At 56.2% G+C, this 19,694-nt stretch carries 11 protein-coding genes and 1 pseudogene; 2 read left to right on the forward strand and 10 right to left on the reverse strand.

The features are described 5' to 3' along the window. Positions 1 to 23 precede the first annotated feature (23 nt). Positions 24 to 1,355 carry a methyl-accepting chemotaxis protein gene (locus QQL28_RS31840; protein WP_284271880.1) on the reverse strand — a complete coding sequence of 444 codons (1,332 nt, stop codon included), beginning with the start codon at positions 1,353 to 1,355 and terminating at the stop codon, positions 24 to 26. A 1,575-nt stretch (positions 1,356 to 2,930) separates the two neighbouring features. Between QQL28_RS31840 and QQL28_RS31850 the strand changes: the two genes are divergently transcribed. Further along, positions 2,931 to 3,233, forward strand: a complete 303-nt coding sequence (locus QQL28_RS31850) for an HU family DNA-binding protein (RefSeq protein ID WP_284271882.1) — start codon at positions 2,931 to 2,933, stop codon at positions 3,231 to 3,233. A gap of 717 nt (positions 3,234 to 3,950) precedes the next feature. On the opposite strand, the gene QQL28_RS31855 is transcribed toward QQL28_RS31850, so the two are convergent. Next, entirely contained in the window at positions 3,951 to 4,325 is a 375-nt protein-coding gene (locus QQL28_RS31855) for a hypothetical protein (RefSeq protein WP_284271884.1), read from the reverse strand. Positions 4,326 to 4,573: 248 nt separating this feature from the next. Between QQL28_RS31855 and QQL28_RS31860 the strand changes: the two genes are divergently transcribed. Continuing rightward, positions 4,574 to 5,005 (forward strand): NlpC/P60 family protein, encoded by a 432-nt coding sequence (locus QQL28_RS31860; RefSeq protein WP_284271887.1) that lies wholly within the window; start codon positions 4,574 to 4,576, stop codon positions 5,003 to 5,005. 325 nt (positions 5,006 to 5,330) lie between these two features. On the opposite strand, the pseudogene QQL28_RS31865 reads toward QQL28_RS31860, so the two are convergent. From QQL28_RS31865 to QQL28_RS31900, 8 genes and pseudogenes are all read right to left on the reverse strand, one after another. Beyond that, a pseudogene (locus tag QQL28_RS31865) lies at positions 5,331 to 5,538 on the reverse strand (cold-shock protein). Positions 5,539 to 5,856: 318 nt separating this feature from the next. Next, positions 5,857 to 6,237 (reverse strand): response regulator transcription factor, encoded by a 381-nt coding sequence (locus QQL28_RS31870; protein WP_431309675.1) that lies wholly within the window; start codon positions 6,235 to 6,237, stop codon positions 5,857 to 5,859. Positions 6,238 to 6,646: 409 nt separating this feature from the next. Continuing rightward, a complete protein-coding gene (locus tag QQL28_RS31875) occupies positions 6,647 to 7,330 on the reverse strand; it encodes a helix-turn-helix domain-containing protein (RefSeq protein ID WP_284271890.1) in 684 nt (227 codons plus the stop codon). Between the two features lie 1,039 nt (positions 7,331 to 8,369). Next, entirely contained in the window at positions 8,370 to 8,576 is a 207-nt protein-coding gene (locus QQL28_RS31880; RefSeq protein ID WP_284271893.1) for a cold-shock protein, read from the reverse strand. 643 nt (positions 8,577 to 9,219) lie between these two features. Continuing rightward, positions 9,220 to 9,912 (reverse strand): 4'-phosphopantetheinyl transferase family protein, encoded by a 693-nt coding sequence (locus QQL28_RS31885; RefSeq protein ID WP_348522532.1) that lies wholly within the window; start codon positions 9,910 to 9,912, stop codon positions 9,220 to 9,222. A gap of 84 nt (positions 9,913 to 9,996) precedes the next feature. Continuing rightward, on the reverse strand, positions 9,997 to 11,370 hold the full coding sequence (locus tag QQL28_RS31890) for an MATE family efflux transporter (protein ID WP_284271896.1): 1,374 nt from the start codon (positions 11,368 to 11,370) through the stop codon (positions 9,997 to 9,999). A gap of 39 nt (positions 11,371 to 11,409) precedes the next feature. After that, positions 11,410 to 17,877, reverse strand: coding sequence for a non-ribosomal peptide synthetase (locus tag QQL28_RS31895; RefSeq protein ID WP_284271897.1), 6,468 nt, complete (start codon positions 17,875 to 17,877; stop codon positions 11,410 to 11,412). A 1,035-nt stretch (positions 17,878 to 18,912) separates the two neighbouring features. After that, the gene (locus tag QQL28_RS31900) at positions 18,913 to 19,500 is read right to left on the reverse strand and encodes a GNAT family N-acetyltransferase (RefSeq protein WP_284272035.1); all 588 of its coding nucleotides are present in this window, start codon (positions 19,498 to 19,500) and stop codon (positions 18,913 to 18,915) included. Positions 19,501 to 19,694: the final 194 nt, after the last annotated feature.

Below are 19,694 nucleotides of genomic sequence, written 5' to 3' on the forward strand. Positions count from 1 at the left end.
GTCATGCGTCCCACGCCACCGCACTACGCTCGTATTTTGATCAAGAAGTCGTCGACCTGTCCCTCCAACGAACCAAGATTCATGCTCAGCTCTTGGACGTTATCAACGACCTGGCCCGCCGATGAGCCAGAGGCGCGCGATGCATCATGAAGTCGGTCAATATCGCGGGACGCCTCGCCCATATCCGAACTAATGAGTGTGATGCTCTTCGAGATGTCATTTGTGACAATCGACTGTTCTTCTATTGCAGCCGATATGCTGCTCGATATTTCGCGCATCTTGTCTATGATCCCAGCAATGTCAGCCATCGCCGCAGTCGTCAGCCCTGTCCTTTCCCGAATGGCAAGAATCTGAGCATCAACCTCGCTCGTCGCCTTTGCTGCCTGCGCCGCAAGATTTTTTACTTCGCTTGCCACCACTGCAAAACCTCTGCCCGCTTCGCCAGCTCGCGCTGCCTCAATGGTCGCGTTGAGCGCCAGCAAATTGGTTTGTGAGGCTATTCCCTCGATGAGTTGGACGACGCTGCTGATCTTCGTAACCGACGCAACGAGCTCGTTGAGTGTTGATTCGGCGTGGACCGTCTTATCCCGTGCAGATTGCGAAATGTTGGCCGCTGTCGAGACCTGCCTCCTGATCTCAGAAATTGAAGCCGAGAATTCCTGGGCAGCTGACGCAACGGCGCTCGAGTTTTCCTCCGTCTTTTTCACGATCCCGGTCATGCCTTCAGTGCGAAGGCAAACATCGTCTGTGGACGACCTGATTGTCGACGAGACTGTTTGCATGTTTCTTATGGAGCTCGCCACGACATCGACAACCCGCGACACATCGTTCTCGAAATTGTTCGCAAGGCTCAACCGCTCCTCGCGCATACGGACCAAATCAGTTATGTCCTGCCATCCACATACGACTATCGGGCGGCCTTCGAAGTTAGAAACGACAAGACTTGTCCTGACCGGAATCGAAGTCTGATCTTTGCGGCGAAGCCACCACTCGATTGCGACATGGCCTGCTTCCATTACTGCTTTATTGGTTTCTTCGAACATCTGCGCAACGCTCTTGCCGTTCGGCTGCGGATCAAGCGAAAGCGAGGCAAGCGCCAGCCCTCTCATTTCTTGCCTATTGGAAAAGCCAAGTATGTGAGCTGCTGCATCGTTGCTCAGAACGCACCTGTCGGCGTCGAAAACTGCGATACCGTCTTTAAGGGATTCAAACGCGTTGATAACCATCGTATCGTCCAGAGTTCGTTCTGCGACCTCCCTTCGCGTCGAGGTCGCAAACGAAAGAACCAGCATCAATCCACCAACGAGTAGCCCGCTCCAGAAGTGAATTGACAACACGTCCGTATTGGCAGCCACGGTAGCGGCCGGGATAGACAACACTAGCGCGAGATTAGAAGTTCGATTGTGCCACATCGGCGCCCCAACTGCGGATGACCCTAATGCAAGTGGCTATATCGATTCTCGATTAAAACTCTCTTTCAATGAGGAACGACCTATCGGTGCGGATCGGCATGCTGACACAATGCGAATACGCTTGCCGAAGTCGAGGACACGAAGCGTTTGGAATGGGGTCAATTTGTCGTTCAAGAACGAGTATTTCGCTCTCCGCAGTCGGCACGTCGCCGCGAGACAGGCGGACATCAATGGCACCTGGGAATCATTGTCCGAATAGCACGCATATACGAGAGTATGCCGATCTATACGTGAGTATAGGTCGGAGCTAAGCGATTCATACATTCCATGAAAGCGCCGCGCCGTGACGAAGAACGGAGTGTGCGGCTTTCCAAACCATCGTGTCTTCCCTCACAAAGTTCTTGGTGCCGCCGGCGGCGCACATCTGCCGTGCGCAGAATTGATTGCATTCGGACACTGAGTGGCGTGCTCGTCGCTTTCTTTGGAGCGGCGCAAAACCGGTCCGGACCCGATCGGGTCGGCTTGCCGGAGCTCGCAAGAAGGAGCTCACACGTCATGCGCGGTATGTGCCACAATGCAAATGTCGCCGACTTACGCATGTTCGAAAGAAAGGCCGCCAAATGGCGGCCCAAGAAAAGTCAGACTTCGCGCTAGGTCAAAAGATCACGTCAAAAAAACAGCCCCGGGTGAAACAGATAACGATGCAAACCAGTGGTCCGGTGCGAGAAAGCTACGACACTTCGCCGACGGACAGCAATATCATTTGTTCTGTCCCTACCGAGAATGGCAGGGGTTGGCCTTGGCCAGGCGGTTTCGAGCAGCTTCGTGCCGAGCTGCAGGGCAAAAGGCCGCGCGGCATCGGCTTGATGGAGGTTTGGCGAACGCGGCGCGTGTCATACTGCTGACACGACCGCGACAATTACCGCGACCGACACGACGCGCCTCTGCTGTCGCACCTTCAAGTAGGTGGCGTCAATCCACAGCCTGAGCTCGCAAACACGGTGAAGCGGCTCCAATCGTACAGGCTAGAGCTCGCGACTGACCGGCTGAGTCTCGCAATAGTGCATGCCTCTGGCGGCTGTTAGCCGGAGACGAAATCGCGACGTCGAAATCTGATCGTTCGTCGTGATCCTGCGAAACCAACGAAAGGCATATTGGGGCGCGGTATGCGTTACCAATGACTCAGTGGCTACGCGCGCTGGCCAGGCGGTGCACGAACTCGCGATATCGACTATCAGACTGGGGCGGCTGGCAAGACCGCTCGCTTTCGGCGTCGATCAGTTGACGCGGAAAAAGCCGCCGATGGGATCTGACCTGATATTAAAAGCGACCAGGATGCCGGAAACTCACTCGAACTCATCCTTGTGTTTTGGCTTCCGATAGGTTTTAAGCCTGTAAGTTCATGACCTCGACGTTAACGGAAACCGATCCTTGCGGTTTTACCGTGCTCAAACAAAGGTAACCGAGCCGACAAAGTTCACTCATTTGAAGGTTCTGCGCCTCTCAAAGGAATCCATTATGGCTAAGATGACCAAAAATCAGCTAATTGACGCGATTGCTGAAGGAGCGAATATTTCCAAGGTTGACGTAAAGGCCGTCATCGAGCAGATGGCGGCTGTAGGCTACAATGAGTTGAATCAGTCCGGTGAGTTTGTCATTCCGGGCTTCGTCAAAATGTCGGTCGTGAACAAACCCGCTACTGAAGCCCGTAGCGGAATTAATCCGTTTACGAAGGAGCCGATGGAATTCGCGGCGAAGCCGGCCGGCAAATCGGTTAAGGCGTCACCGCTAAAGGCTGCTAAAGACGCAGTAGCGGTATGACTAGGTCTCTGCGGATCGTTGCATTTGGTGCATGGCGCGTGGCCAAGATGCCTGGTGCGATCGGAGCAAATCGCAGCGCACGTCAATCAGGTTCCTCGTGCTCCCGATCCCGCCCTTCCGAGGTTTCCTACGAGGAAGGCAACGCATTGTTCATGCGGTGGAAGAACTTGAGGTAATCCTGCGCACTGCATCCGCCTGCAAAGAGGCCTTCAAACAGGTTAGCCAGGGGTCCTTTCGCGCTTTGCGATTATAGAGAACCGTCTCAACGGCATTGAACAGGGGCCCAGGAATCAACGGAGCGATCCTCACGGCGTCGTATCAAGAACGAGGGGAAATCCGACCGGGGTGAACTTTGGCATGGCTGAGATTGTGTCGGGTTCGACGCATGTCTTGATGTGCCACCCGTCAGCCGTGAATAACCCCTCACGCCTTGCCACGACTGTGCGTGGACGGGAGCGGAATGGGGCGCACTATGGAGCGTGAAGCGCGTGATGGATTACCTGCCCAAACTTCATATTGATCGGCAAGCTTCAAGAGACGTTGCTTCGTAAACGTCAGCTTGCTCAGCAATATCGCGGACCAAGGAGGCCCGCGCCCGATAGAAATCCTCGTTCATAGAACACCAAGAAGATGTGGCCCCCGTTGCAGTCTATATACCGCTTGGTTCGGCCGGCGGGTTGTTTCTTTCTGTGTTGGTTAAGCGCATTCCAATTTCAGCTAGCGTGCGTCAGCAACGACGCCGTGGCCGGCTCGCGCGCGGGTGGGGCGCACTTTATCCTTGCTCGTGAATTGCTCCGCCGAACCGCCGCGCGCATCGAGCATACATGATTGCAGCGTACGCGGAGCAGCCTCCATCGTTCTTGCTAGTAGCCGGTCTTCAAGCTGCCGGATTTTGTCCAACAGCTCATGAGCCTCGGCGGCATCGCGAGCGTGGTGATTGATGACGCCGCCGGTGAGAAATGCAATGGCCAAAGCTGCGTCTGAAACATCCTCGTCAATAAGCGGCGTCGCTAACTTCTCGGCCAGCAACTTTGCGCGGGCCAGAGGATCGCCTGTGACCTGTGGCGGCACGGGCCGTACCGGTTCTGCCATGCGGAGCTATCCTTGCGTCAGCTTAACTTGTAGCATCTACATTCCCGAGCATTCAATCTTTCGAATCACAAATGCCGAGGTTGAATGCAACTGATCCCAACGGCAATTTGATCCCAACATTAGCGCTACCAAGTGGGAATCGTTCCTCCGCTCCCGGATTGCCCGCGGGTCAGTGGATGGTCAGAGCCGACCGCCGATCGAACGTGACGCAGCGGAATCTCCTTTTCCTATTAAGGCAACTTACGAGCATGTGCACCGTCGATATTGTCCCTGACATTCCCGAACGATTTTGGCATATACGCTATGACACCGCCCACGATCCGAATTCGCCGACTCTGCCAGACATCGAAAGCGGGGCAAACTGCCAGAACTTCGCCTACGAACTGCTGCGGCACTTCGGGCGATACGTTCCCAACCTCCGATCAAGCAATCTTCGGGAGGATACGGTATATACCGTTCCAGTTGACGATCATCAGCCGCTGGACCTCCTACTCTTTAACAGCACTAGCGTCGCTTGGGGTGCCCATATCGCCGTCTACGTTGGCAATGATCGTGCGATCCATCTAAGCCGCCGTGTTGGCGTGGCCACCGTATGGCCCCTTGCGCAGTTTGCGCAACGTCCGGAGTACCGGGTGCTCGTTGGGGCAAAGCGCGCAATGCGCTCCACGCCCGATCGCTAAACTTGCGTAGAGCTGACGAGCTCACTACCTGCACGCCGCAACGGTCAACGCCGAATGGAAGCGTTCGAAAGCCAGCCTGCGCGGCTGCGTAAGGACGAAAGAAAGTCGAGGCCCCGTTCGGTTATTTCCGGCTGAGACTTGTAGCGCGAAGTTGAAACTGCAACGCCAGAAGCACAAGCTAAATCGCTATCTCAACTGCGTTTCTGGACAAGACGCCGGCTTCAGCGGCACCGCATGTGCGGTTGAGGCCAGATAGCTATCTCTTCGCGATGATCGAGAGTCATACACCGGGGACGAGTTCTTCTATTCCGTCCTTTCGACGATCTTATTCGACGCGGAGATCTTCAGCGGAAACTTTCCCAGAACGACCGGCCTTGGGCTCATAGCTAATTCGGGAACTTTCCGCCAGGCCGATGTGGCCCGCCTTTTCAACGGCGCTAACGTGCACAAAGATGTCAGGCTCCCCCATCGTCCGGTTTGATAAAGCTGTATCCTTTGGTCGGGTTGAACCGCTTCACAGTACCGAGTGCCACTGCAGCATCTCCAATTGAAGCCAGTCAACCTAGCCGAGGGCTGAGGCGGATATCAAGTGCGATGAGGGCCAAGAGGGACCCTCTTTCCCAGGCCGCCCATATATAAAGAGACATCCATTCTGTTCGCGCAGTGGGCGTGACCAATCAGATAAGTCGGAGGGATCGAGCTTTGCTAACCGGTCGCACCCGAAACCAATTCAGCATTGCGCACTGCCTTATCCATTTCAGTTGAGCTTCGTCGGTCCGCAATGCGAACCCCGCATGACGTTGCATCGGGCGATCGGCGTAGAGCTAAAGTTGAGCGGATGGCTCGTTGTCTCAGGCGTCGTCGCGGTGTTGCTCCAGTGCGGCATCGAGGTGCTTGAACAACATATGGCCGGCGAAGGGTTTTGCCAGGAACCCAACTGCTCCCCGATTCATCGCAGAGGCGCGAATGCGGTCATTACCGAAGGCAGTCATGAAAATGAATGGTGCGTCGTATCGCTGGGCCCGCATCTCTCTCAGTAAGTCCAAGCCGCTCATCACCGCCATCTGCACATCCGTAATCACACAGGATGTTTCGCTCAACTGGGGCGAGCGCAGGAACTTCTCAGCCGACGCAAATGTATGGACGATGTAGTCGCGCGATTTTAAAAGGTTCTCTATCGCAAAACGGACCGACGTGTCGTCATCGACGACGGAAATCATAGGCGTAGACAAAATGCGCCCTCCTGACGCTGGAAAGAGCTTGCCGAAGCATTAGCATCCTGGACGACAAGTAGGGTTGATGACGAATTTCTAAAATCATACTTAGGTTTGCCGCAGCGATTAGTATGACTTTTCATTGCTCAGTCATCTGATCAGGTCGGCCGACGAGCATGCGCGCGACGTGTTTGGCTCCCGCGCGTATTATGCGCGAAGGCCGGAAATCGCCTCGCCGCGGCATGCCGATAACTATCTGAGCGCTACAGACGAACCGAGCAGCTTGGGAGCCGCCCAGCTCGGGCGTGCGAAAACATTGCCCGCTCTGTGAGCAGAGTGAGCTTTTGCGCCGATCGCATCTCGTACCTGCGTGATCTGCTCTCGCCAAAATCGGTCCTGCCCCCTTATGTCTATTCATTGATCGTGGCTAATTTTGCAGGTCCAAAAGCGCAAGGGATTGTCGATCCAGGATCACGATTTCGCGTTGAGTATTGCCCATGAAATCAAGGATGCCCGCCTTGTGCAGTTGCGACACCGCACGCGATACAGTCTCGAGCGTCAGGCCAAGGTAATCGGCGATATCGCGACGGGACATCGGTAGCGAAATTACGCCGGCGGCGGATAGCCGCCCATCCATCTCAAGCAAGAACGCGGCAACCCTCTCAAGTGAGGTTTTGCGTCCCAGCAACAGCATATGATTTTCGGCGTGCTGCAGGTTGTCGGTTGTCAGACCGAGCAGGTTACGCCAGACAACGACATCACTGTCGGCGGCCACTTCAAGACTTGCCCGTCTCATCACGCGAACAGTGGTTTTGACCACCGCTTCTGCAGTAAATCGATGTGTCTCACCGTTCTCGAGTCCAAAGATGTCGCCGTCCAGATGAAATGCGCCGATCTGGCGGCGACCGTCAGAGAGCAATTTATAGCTTCGCACCGCTCCGCGTTTGACCTGATAGACATACTCGGCGGCTTCCTTCTCTCCGTAGATTTCCCGTCCCTTTCTGTAAGTGAATTCACCCAGGCCGATGATTGGGGTGGAACCGCTCGACAGGCCAAAATCTCTGAGCGAATCTGAGCGAGGCGTCTGGCGTGTGGTGATGCGCGTAAACATCCGCAGACTCCTGGACTATCAATTCTACCAAAGATCAAAACTCTTGCGCGGGATAAGAATCAACTCCCGCTTACGATGTCTCCGCCCAGCGTATTCAACGTCTAACCAACGGGCAATGCGGCGTTGTAGCACCGCAGGCAAAACGCAACTTAAGATGATCAAGATATTTCGCTCTGATATGACGGAGGCTTGTCGTTCTGAGACGTGACTCCATCGTTTGGCGTGCGGAGTTATCGGGCTGGGGCGGTGTTACGCTGGAAAGATGCAATTTCCTCGTAAGAGCGGCAGGAATAGTGCGTCGCATCTGACAAACTACAAGATATGACTACGAAGCTCCCTGGTGACGAGAGTTTTTCTCGCGCCTGGCCGCTTCCTGGGACTGCCGGTGGCCGCCCCCGGGCTGTCCTGCTCAAGCCCGCTGAGTAGGCCAATCCGCTCTGGCGCTGAAATTCGTCGAAGAACGCAGCTAAACGCAGAATTTAAGCGAGAATACCCGGCTCATTGCCCCAATCATATTGGATCATAGCGCATAATCAGCGTCTGATTTCACGCCGGGGCTTTCCGACAGCCAGATCCTCGTTGAGTGCGCTGCCAACAGCATTGCAACAGAGCCGCAAGTTCAAATTGAGATTGCAGGTCGTTTGTACGAAGCGCACCAATCTGAGGCCGAGCATACCCACTCAGGTGAGAAGCGATAATTTGTTCGTTCACTACGGGCTGCATTTGCGCCATTGGCTCTCACATCCAGTTCTTCCTTCAGGACCACTTAATCGCCCCAGAGTGAGCCGGCAAACTGCGCAAGCGCCGCCCCGCCGGCACGCGTCAATGCTCTAATCTTCGCCGGGAGCAGTGAGATGAGCACTTTTAACCGGGAGAGCGTGCTGATGTCACAGCGAGAATTGTGAGCCGGCGGAAAACAAGCGTTTGCACGAGAAGTGCGGTGTTTCTCGGCAGCGTGGCTCCCCGTCTTCACAGGAGAGCAGCCCCGCCCCTTTTCTCCCGGGGCGGGGCTCTTCATTTCTAGTCGTTACCGACGAGCCTATCCAACTCGGAGATTTTCGGCGGAGGGTTTCCCGGAGCGGCCGATCTTGGGCTCATAGCTAATTCGGGCGCCCTCCGCGAGGGCATTGTAACCGGCTTTCTCGACGGCACTAATGTGCACGAAGATGTCCGGGCCTCCATCGTCTGGTTTGATAAAGCCGTATCCTTTGGTCGGGTTAAACCACTTCACAGTACCTATTGCCAATGCAGTATCTCCGAATTGAAGCCAGTCCATCTAGCCGATGGGGGAGGCGGACATCAAGTCAGGACTGCGAAAGGCGCCTCTCATCCAGATTGTTCTCGACGCGGAGTCGAGCAGTTAGGCCGTGCTCCTATATGATGTCGGCTTCGCTTACAAAGTGACCGAGATCATGCGGCTATGGAGCGACAAACAGGATGAGAGTTCTCACCTTGATCGCCGCCGCCCATGCGGCGGCGCTATTTTTCGCGAAGGACTAAAGCGAACCTTCGCGGTTCATGTGCGACGGCCGTTGCGGTCGTCAAGAAACTAGAAGATCAGCAAGTAAACGATTTTGGCTTACACTGGGCGTTAGGGGAGCGAACAATTGATGCTCGGACTTGCGGCGCCGCCCCCACTCGCGCGCATCCAGCGTTACAGCTCGCGGGTGAGACGATCCAACAAGTCTCGGTTTTTCCGCTCTCTCCAATTATCCTCAAGTCGCATATTCATCGCCATGAGGGCGAGTGTCACTGCCCAAAAGCCGATCATCAAGGACCGGCCGCGCTCCCGCCCCCAACGGCTCTCTTCAGAGCCAATATGAGGTGTTGTTCGCCTCGCCAGGTTCCAGAACCATTGTCACATTTCAGGGCGTTGTCTGATCCTCGACTTAAACCGAGACGGCGGTGAAAATCAGCCCGTCCGCGAACATAAAGCGACCGCGAAGCTCACGCCTACCGCCGCAAGTATGCGGTAGGGGACGAGAAAGACGAGCCCGGAATGCATGATCATTTGCAGTAAAGGTCACCATAGCGTCCTGGAACCCCAGCCACGCCCCGGTGAGCGGAAACCACGCCTTGAAGATGCTCTCCTTGGCGCTGAAGAGCAGCCGATCCCAATGGACGTCCCCGGGGGCGCCGGTGAGCCACGATTGCTCTTCGTCGACTGCGATGTATGCCAACAGACCCGGTGGCAGCGCCTCGTCGATCTCTGCGTCAATTCCAATTGAATGATAGCTTGCGCGGAAGGCGACAGCTGCTGCGCAGAATCCCGGACAATGCGTTATGCTCCCAACCACAGCTGGCGGCCAAAGGGGTTCACGATGTAGGCCGCTGGGGATCGGGCAAGGAGGAACGCCTAACTCGGACAACGCTGCTCTTGCACAGGCACGTCCGACCGCAAACTCATGCCTTCTCTTGTCGACGGCCGTGGCCACGGCTCCTTCTTCCGAGGGCAGGAGTTCAGCTCCGCCGTTCCAAGTACCGGGACAGGTTCGCACAACAACGTTCGACGGCAGCAGCTGACGGCTCGATCGCAAGCACCGCCGCTCAAGACCGCTACTATAGCTGCATGTCCCTTGCACGTTACACTCATCACTTTCTTGGATCGCAACACCTGCCGGCCATGTGGGCTCAATGCTCTGGCCGCGCTGATGTCCGTTGTCAGGTCAACTCGTCATCTCGATCGCTCTTGAAGTCGGGTGCCGTCGTCCGAGCTCAGCGAACTGGTTGAACATGACAAACAACGCAATCATTCCGGCGCCCAGCTCAGCGAATGCTTGACTGGCCAACAGCCCGTTGAAACCCCATATGACCGGGAATAACAGTACGGCCGGTATGAAGAGATAGCTCTGCCTCGCCAAGGACACAACCGCACTGAGGCGTCCCCTCCCGAACGACTGAAGCATGGTCGTCACGAAGCTCTGAATACCAAAAAGCCAAAAAAAGAGATGAAAGACGATGCAGCTCGAGACGGCAACTTCCGTGACCTTCTCGCTATCGCTGAACAGCCTGACCAAAGGTCGGGCCAAAATCACAACGGCCGCAGAATATGCAACGGAAAGAGCAACAGCCATGGAGAGCATGAACTTCGCAGCCTTCAATATCCGAGGAAAGTCGCGTGCGCCCCAACCGAACCCCAGGACAGCTTGAGAGCCTATGCAGAAGCCGGTGATAGGCAGTGCGCCGATCATCAGCAATCGCACAGCTATTCCCACTGCCGCGATGGAATCGTCGCCGAACGGCGCAGCGGCTCCGTACAAGAGCATAGAGGCAATGGCCGATAAAATACTGGTCATGGTCGCCGGCGCTCCTATGAGCGCGAGCTGTCTGATGCGAGCAGCTCGCAACGAGATGTGAGATATCCTGACGAGGACCATCCCGCGTAGCTTTGTAAAATACGCGATATAGAGGCTAATAGCAGCGATCTGAGATACCAGCGTTGCCAGAGCTGCGCCTCGCACGCCGAGGTCCAGCAGGAATATGAGGACAGGATCAAGCGCGGCGTTTAGTATGAAGGCGGTCATCATCGTCCACATGCTGAATCGTGTGTTGCCTTCGGCTCGGACGATGAAGCCGTTGACGATGTTCAGAAGCATCAGGGTATACCCGAACAAAATCGTCGCCGCGTAGTCGAGCGCCAGGGGCATGATGGTTGGCGTGGCCCCCAGCGTTACGAAGATCCCTCGCAGATTTAGAAGCAGAGCGGCGGTAAACATGATGCCGATCGGAGCGGCGAGCGCCAGTGCAGTACTGGCGCCACGACTCGCCTCCACGTACTCACCAGCGCCGAGATGACGAGATATGAACGACGCTGCTCCAACACCAATCCCTTGTCCGACTGCCGTGAGCAGGACCACGATCGGAAAGGTCATGCTGACGGCTGCGATCGCCTGCGTGCCAAGTGCGCCAACAAAGATCGCGTTGACGACCTGCTGTAACGCGTTGATCGATAGGCCAACAATAGACGGAATGGCGAGCCGCAGGATAAGGCTCGAGAGATTGGGGTCCGATAGATCGATGTGCTGCTTCTTCTTTGGCATCGCGATCGCCCTCGACGGCAAATTCCGTTTCCGGCTCATTCATGGATGAAGGTGTTGCCAGCTCTTTCCGAATTCGCTGATGGTCTGCAACAGCTCCTGTCGCAACACCGTGCAAAGATTGCGGGTCACCTCATAACCCACTTGGGTTGGATTATATCTCGTTTCGATCTGTAGATGGCCGGCTTCATAACCGACACTGAACCAGAAGAGGTAGTTCACGCCTGCTTCATCCATGTCTTTGCCGATCCAGAGTGGAGAAGGGTCCTTGGCTAGGAAGTGCCGTGTAAAATGGCGCTGCAAACCCACTCGGTAATTCAATCCAATTCGGGGTAAGGGCAGGCGATCGATCCGGCTCCGCGCGGCGGGATCTCGGTTCAGGAATTTCATGGCGCGAAAGCCTATTGCGCTGCGCGGCAGGGCATTGCGCTGGCGGTAAATTGAACGAGCACGATCGGGCCGGGGCTCCGTTCCCGTGAGAGCCAAGGGAAGCGGAACGATCTCGCTGATAACGCCGATAATCTGAGATGGATCGAGATCATCAAACAGCCGACCTCGGGTGGAGGTGAGGCTATCAATCCAGAGCGAATAGCTGCCGAAAACCCGTCCAAAGGCGCCGGATATGGCGGCAAGGAACACATCAAAGTCCTGACAATGCGCTGATCTGGCCGCAATGTTGAGGAGACGAGCTGTCGCTTCCTTGTCAATCTCCAGATAGTACTTGGCCTGATCCTCCCAGAGGGACCGGCAAGCTGCTTCATTCAAGCGACCTTCAAGGCCTGCATAGTGAAGCTCTCTTGCGGTCACTTCCGAAAAGCTCGCAGCCCCCGATGAAGTGTCGCCGATATGTAAATCGAACTGATGGTAGTCAATCCCCTCCCAGTATGAGAGTTCAGCTGGCGCTTCGCTGTTTGCGTAGTGCTCAAGGCGCTTCAACCATGGGGAGAGCATTTGTATGTTCTCGGGACCAGTCACGGCGTGGCCCGAGGCAAGGGCGTTGTATGCCGCATCCATTGCTTCCAGGAACAGTCGATAGCCTATCCCGTCCACTACAAAATGATGCAAAAGGAAGAGCAGATGGTAATCGCCGCTTTCCGAGGTGCGGAACGCCGTGACGTTAACAAGAGGCGTCTGGCCGTCAAACCGAAACATATGTTGACGTCTGGCTGAGATGCTCTCGATTGCCTTACGCTGCTCTAGGCCGGTCATTCCGACAAGATCGATCTCCTCCACGAGGCGTTCAGCCACGGAAGGTCCAATTGTCAGACGTAGACCATCGTCGGTTCGGGCAATGCGGAGTCTGAGGCCTTCGTGCCTATCCATGACCTGGGCAAGGGCACGCTCGAGAATTCGAATATTCAGTAGTCCGCGGGGCAAGAAAAACAGATCGCCGATGTTGAAATGCTCATCGAAGCCGGCGAGACGGTTCCAAGATGAGATGGCGGGGGTGACTGGCAATGAGCTGCTCCCCGAGGGGAAGGTATCGGGTGTAACCGCCCCGCCGTCTGCCGCTAATTCCCTGATGGTCGGTGTTCGATAAAGTTGGTCGACAGTGAGAGTCAGCCCTGCTTTGCGCGCCAGCGTGACGCAGCGCACGCTCAGAAGAGAGTCTCCGCCGATATCAAAGAAGTTTTGATCGATTCCGACCCACTTGGCGCCCAATAGATCCTGCCAGATCGCAGCAAGAATATGCTCCTCCCTCGTGCGGGGCTCAGCAGATGGGCCGGACCCGACCTCGCGGTAAGGAACGGACGACAGGCGAGCACGATCTATCTTTCCGCTCGCTGTAACTGGGATACTGTCAACCAAACGGAAGGCGGCGGGAATCATATAGGACGGCAATGTTTGGCGCAGGTGAGTGACAATATCTCCAGAGCTCAGACTGTCGCGAGCCGGAACCACGCTAGCGGTCAAGCGACGATGATCCTCTGAGCCGTCCGCGACGACCGCGGCCTTTGCGATTGCCGGATGAGACTCAAGGGCCGTTTCAACCTCCTCTAGCTCGATGCGAAAGCCCCGTACCTTGATCTGGTTGTCCGACCGGCCGCAAATCTCGAGAAGGCCGCCGGTTGAGATGCGTGCGATATCGCCACTTCGATAAAGAATGCTGTATTGTCCGTCATCATACGGATTGGGCACAAAACAGCGGTTGGTCCGATCTTGATCCCGCCAGTACCCAGCACTCACGCAGCGTCCCGCGATGCAGAGTTCGCCGGCGACTCCAACAGGGGCTCTCTTCAACTGGGCATCGAGCACGTAGAGTTTGACGTTATCGATTGCGCGCCCCACGGGGACGAGCGACGAGCCGTTGTCGACATCCGATGTTTCGTAGATTGCGGCATTCGACGCACATTCTGTAGCACCATAGAAGTTCCACAACGGCACGTCCGGGAAATGCGTACGCCAGCGAACGGGGAGCGAGGCAGGCATCGGTTCGGCGCTGCTTGTGACCAACCGCAAGGCGGTCGGTCGCGGGTGTCGTTCCTGGGAAGCAATGAGGCCGGACAGGAGTGGGGGCGAGGCAAATAAGTGTGTCACGCGATGTCTTACCAACATGCACAATAATAGATCTGGATCCAGCAACTGCTCTTGGGTCAGGATCAGCGCGGGCACACCTCTTAGAAGCCCCCCAAAGTACTCCCAAGCGGACGCAACAAGTGATGCGGACTTCTGGATAACCATCACGTCGGTACTGTTGAAGCGAAAGCTTCGCCACATCCAGTTCAGTCGATTGAGAATTGCCGATTCCGGTATCAGAACCCCCTTGGCCTTCCCGGTCGAGGACGACGTGTATATAAGGCTCGCAATTCCCTGATCGGATGATTTGTCGCTGCGCTCACAATCGTACGCGGGCACGTCGCACTCTTCTAGGTTCAATAGACAAATCGACGGCATGTCAAAACCAAGGTCAGCGGCATTTGCGTGAACCAACAGCTTTGCCTGAGTATCTCGCAGGATATGTTCGATCCGATGACGCGGATAATCCGGCGATATTGGGACAACAATTGACTGCAAGGCTCGCGCCGCAAGAAAAGCAGCGGCCATGTCAGGCGACCGATCGACCAGGATAGCGACCATATCGCCAGCCCCGACGTCGGAAGCCTGCAGCAACGACCTGATAGCTGTTACGCGCTCGCGCAAATGGCCGAATGTGATCTCACCGAAATCACCAAAATATGCCACCTGGTTGCAATTAGAGACGCTGATCTGATCGAACGCTTCGACAAGCGGACATTCAACCTCATATGGCTGCGCCGAGCCTTCCAGCGAGTTCAGCATAGTGACGTCTGACGCGCTGAGGCAGCTCAGGTCTTTAATTGGCGCCAGCGGCTTCTCCACGCAGGCAGCAATCAGGCAGCGCAGATTGTCGATCATCCGGACAATCAGATCTCTGGAAAATATGTCCTCGGCATACGCCAGCTGGAGGGTAATTTCATCGTTCTGATCTTGTGCGTACAATGTCAGATCGAATTTTACATAGCCGGTATCAAATTCGCGGAATGTCAGATCAAACTCATGTTGGCCAAGTGGCTCCGCGGCCTCGGAATACATGTTGAACATGACCTGGAAGATCGGTGAGCGTCCGGCCTCGCGGTGTAACCGGGTATCCCTTACCATCCATCCGAACGGATATGCTGAATTTGCGATGGCATCGCTGACCAAGTCCTGGATGCGTAAGGCATGAACCGCAAACGACTGGTCGACATCGATCGCGGTGCGGATTGGCAGCATATTGAGGAAGAAGCCAACAATTTCGGTGCTGCCAGGTTGATCCCGAACGACGTGCGGTGTGCCAACGATAATATCGTCCTGACCGCTATACATCTTCAGTAGCAGCTTGAAGCACGCGAGGAGTGTTGTCGACGTGGTGCACCTATGTCGGCGCGCAAATTCCCGTACCTGATTGGAGAGATCGCTGCCAAGCAGTACCGCATGCGAGGCGCCGCGGTGGGAAGTTGTCTGCGGCCGCGGTTTTCCCGTTCCAAGCGAAAGCACTGGCGGATCATCACCAATCTGACGACGCCAATAGCTACGTTGGTTGGACAGCGCCTCCGGAGTAACGTGTTGCTTTTCCCAGAGAGCGTAGGCCGAGAATGATGCGCGGTTCTCTGGCAAAAACGCAGCCGCATCTACGTACCGTTGTCGAAGGTCCCTGATTAGAACAGAGATCGACCAGGCGTCGATGATAATTTCGTGAGCGGTGACCAGTATGAGATGGTTGTCAGAGCCAAAACGGATCATGCGCGCGCGAAACAGATGGCCTTGGCTGAGATCAAAGCTTCCGTTCAGCTCTGTGCGCCGTAACTCTGCGATCAGCTCCTCACCTTCCTGCGCCGTGAGATGAGACCCGTCAACCAATTCAAGACGTGCGCATTGCGGAGCATCAAAAAGCTGAATCGGACCGTCCTCGTCGACAAAGCGGGCTGAAAGTGCCTGATGGGAATGAACGACATCGGTCCAGGCGCGATTGAACGCGGCCAGATCGATGGCTCCCCTTATTCGCAGGCCGCCTTGAATGATGTAGTTCCTGGCAGACGGATCGAGCTGCGAGAGAAACCATAGGTGCTCCTGAACTCGCGTCAGAGGCGATCGCGTAAGCTTTCCGTAGGTCGGGGCTGTGCACGGTCTGGAGTCGAATCGGGCCGAGATCGAAGCCGCGAGAGATCGGATCGTTCCATTCAGCACCAGCCTGAAATCCGTTCTCACTCCGAGCTGGGTCTGCAACTGGCCCAATATGAGCATTGCCCGGAGCGAGTCTCCGCCGAGGCTTATGAATTGGTCATTCACGCCAATGTTCTCAATACGCAGAACGGCGGACCAAATTCGACACAGCTGGGCTTCGAGTCCTGTTTGCGGTTCCTCGAATGGCGTCGGCAATGGAGGGCGAACACTGGTCGGATCCGGCAATGCTCCAAAATCGACCTTTCCGTTTCTGGTCAGCGGAATACGGTCGACGTGAATGATCCTCTCTGGCAGCATGTAGGTGGGAAGCGCTTCGGCAAGAAAGTTCCGAAGCTCGCCTTCCGCCAGTTCAGCCGGAGCTGATACATACGCGATGAGTCGTCGTCTCGATCCGGTGTCCCCCGCGACCCCGGTTATGTCCCTCGCCATAAGCTTTACGCCTGCGCAGACGGAGGCGACCGCGACGGCGCCACGCACCGAATGATGAGCGGAGAGGCGGGCCTCGATTTCTCCGAGCTCAATTCTGTGCCCGCGGATTTTGACCTGACGGTCCCTTCGACCGAGACATTCCAAAAGGCCATCGGAACGAACGCGCCCGAGATCACCTGTCCTGTATAGACGCCGGAACGGCGGGTCGTTTGAGAACGGGTTTGACACAAAGGCTTCATTGGTGCGGACATCGTCATTGACGTAACCAGCAGCGACACCAACGCCGCTAACACAGAGTTCTCCGACCTCTCCCGTGTTGCACAGCCGCGATCCGTCGACGACATAAACCTCAAGGTTAGAAATCGGCTTGCCGATCGGCACATAAAGGTCAGCCCGCGCAGGCGGTACGGAAACCAGATGATGTGTAACGCCGTCCGCGCACTCGGTCGGCCCGTAGTGGTTGAGAATGGGAACCCGGGGATACAAGGCAAGCCACGCGCGCGCCAGTCCGGGTGTTAGAGGCTCTCCGACCGTGGAGATAATCCGCAAACTGTCCAGAGCTCGCTCAGCCGCCGCAAGCGACTGCAGATATTCAATAAATATTGCAAGCATCGACGGAACGAATTGAACAACCGTCACGCCGTACCCTTGAATTGCTTTGAGAAGGGATGCTGGCGATTTCAGTGTCGTATCATCAAGGATCGCGATACAGCCTCCGACGCAAAGCCCTGCCAGAAGCTGCCACAACGAGATATCAAAGCAGTGCGATGCCGTCTGCGCGATGCAATCCGTCCGGGTGAGGGCTAGGGCATTAGTTTTTTCCGCCAGATGATTGTTTAGGGCTGCACGCTCGATCATTGCGCCCTTAGGCTGGCCCGTCGAACCAGACGTAAACAGAATGTAGGCGAGTCCATCCTCGTTCGATGACGGCACGACAGACGAAGTCTGGCCATGTCGTAACGCGGCCTCTATCGGCATGAATTGCGTGGCGCCTTTGCTATTCGCCTGTAACAGGCTGAGCGAATCCAGCTGGTGTGGACCAATAATCAAAGCGCAGCGGCTCTGCTCGATCATGAATGATGTACGCGAAGCCGGCAACGATGGATCGAGCGGCAGGTACGTTGATGCCGCCTTCAAGATTGCGACGACCGCCGTCGCCCAGTCGAGGTCTCGCTCACCCCAATAGCCGACGACCGCGCCCTGAGCGCCATGCTCTCGTAACGTCCTTGCGAGGGCATCCGAACTTGATCGCAGCGCCTCGTAGGTGAGTTCGCCAGCGCCGACCCTCAGCGCAACCCTCTCTGGATCCGACCCTGCAATGCGATCGATCGCCATGATTGCGTCGATCGGCCGACATTCCACAAACCGATTCTTGCCGGATCGATCGTCGGTAGCCATACGTGTCACGCCATTCATCGCTTTGTGCGGCCCTTAGATCAGAAAATTGTTGGGAGTCCATCGATGCAACGGCCCGCCGGCAGTGATCGACGCTCGGTGAACTGAACCCTCACCAGCTCTCAGCATTAGACGTGCCAACTGGCCAAAGGACGGATTCGTACGCTTTGCGTCGACCGGGGCGGGGGGCCTCGCGTGTTCATTGTCTGGCCCCGAACATAACCGTCTTCAATCGAACGCGGTCATGTTAGGCCATTGCCAATCAATCCTGACTGGATAGGACGACGGTATGAACACCTCGTCGTTTGCGCCAAAAAAGCGAATATGGCCGAGCCAGATGGCGCGAGTCACCCCTCCGCGCTATGACCACTCGACCATACCGCTTCGATCTCGCCTCTTCAAAAATGTATCCTCGACGCTAACGCGCTGTGTTCACACCGATAACGTTGTCGCCCACCTTTGCCGCCATTTTGAGCTGTCACTGGTTTCACGCTCGCTTCGAGCTCGAAAACGGCTGGCCCCGACCGATCGGACGTGCCGATCTGCCCGGAGGCGATGTGCGGTGGTGGCATCTGGATGGAGGCCACGTTCACTTATGCCGATCTCGTCGCGCGCTGAATCAGCAGCTTGCGAACGGCCCCGCCTCGACCTTGTCCTTGCAAAGGCCAGATGCTATCAGCTCGCGCCACCGCAGCCGGACGAGCGTACGGTTTCATAGCGCTCCTACTCCCGATTGCGCGCGGAGAGCAGGACGGTGCGGACCGGACGCCATGAGCCAACAAAGCGAATCCTTCCAGTTCGCCGGACGGGTCGTGGTGATAGTCATTTGAATAGAGCAAGCAGCGTGCCGATTGAGGACTGCAGCTCACTCGCGCTGTAGCGCCTTAGAGGCCGCAACCGCACGGAGCGTCACGTCGTTGGGAGGTGCCTCAAAGCTGGCATCGGCCTTTATTGGTGACGCAACTCTGGTAGACCAATTCGCCGTGTCCGCAGGGAAGCTTCGGCATCTGAAGCATGCGAAGGGTCTCCGAATTTCGCTCAATAAGCCGTTCGCAACATTGGCGTGAGTGGCGGCGAAGAACCGTGCTGTATCTCTCCAATAACCTTGAAGCCGTGACGTTGATAAAAGGGAATGTTTGCCGGATTCGAACTTTCGAGGTAGGCAGCGATGCCCTGCTCATCACATCGTTGAAGAGCGTATTTCATCAGCAATGTTCCAAGCCCTTGTCCGACCCAGTTCGGATCGACAGCAATGAGAGGCAGATACCAATGTGGCTCGGGGGGGTGATGTTCGGCCATTCCCTGCCGTAGGTGTGCCATATCTTCGGTGATCTCCGGGCGCAGGGACAGCGCCATGATTGCGTCCAGCGCATCCTCATCTTGCTGCACGTCGGGAGGCAGCCACAGGGCCGCGGCGCGACTCTCGCCCGTGACGTATGCTGTGCCATGCTCGAATGCTCGTCCGCCACAGGCGTTAATGAATTGAGGCATGCTCCTAAGATATTGCCCTGGGTCAGGCCAACTCCAACGCATCAAGGGATCGGCGGCAAAGCCGAGCACAATTGTCCAGACGGTGCTCGCCCGAATGCTTGCGTTCGCAGAGGTGACGTCCGACTCCGCTGTCATGATGTCGTTTTCGGGCGTCAGAGTTGCAAGGGTAGAGCACAGGACCGATACCTCTGAACGAGAGCAGAATGGATGCACCACGGAGGTTTCTTCGGATGCTTTTGGTTCCCGTTCCGGGCTTGCCTCCTGCCTCAGAAGGCCGCCGTCGACGGCCGCTTCGGACGAAGGCTCCTCGGTGGGTGACCCTTGGATCT

The sequence above is a fragment of the Bradyrhizobium iriomotense genome, assembly GCF_030160715.1.
GTDB classification, from domain to species: Bacteria; Pseudomonadota; Alphaproteobacteria; order Rhizobiales; family Xanthobacteraceae; genus Bradyrhizobium; species Bradyrhizobium iriomotense.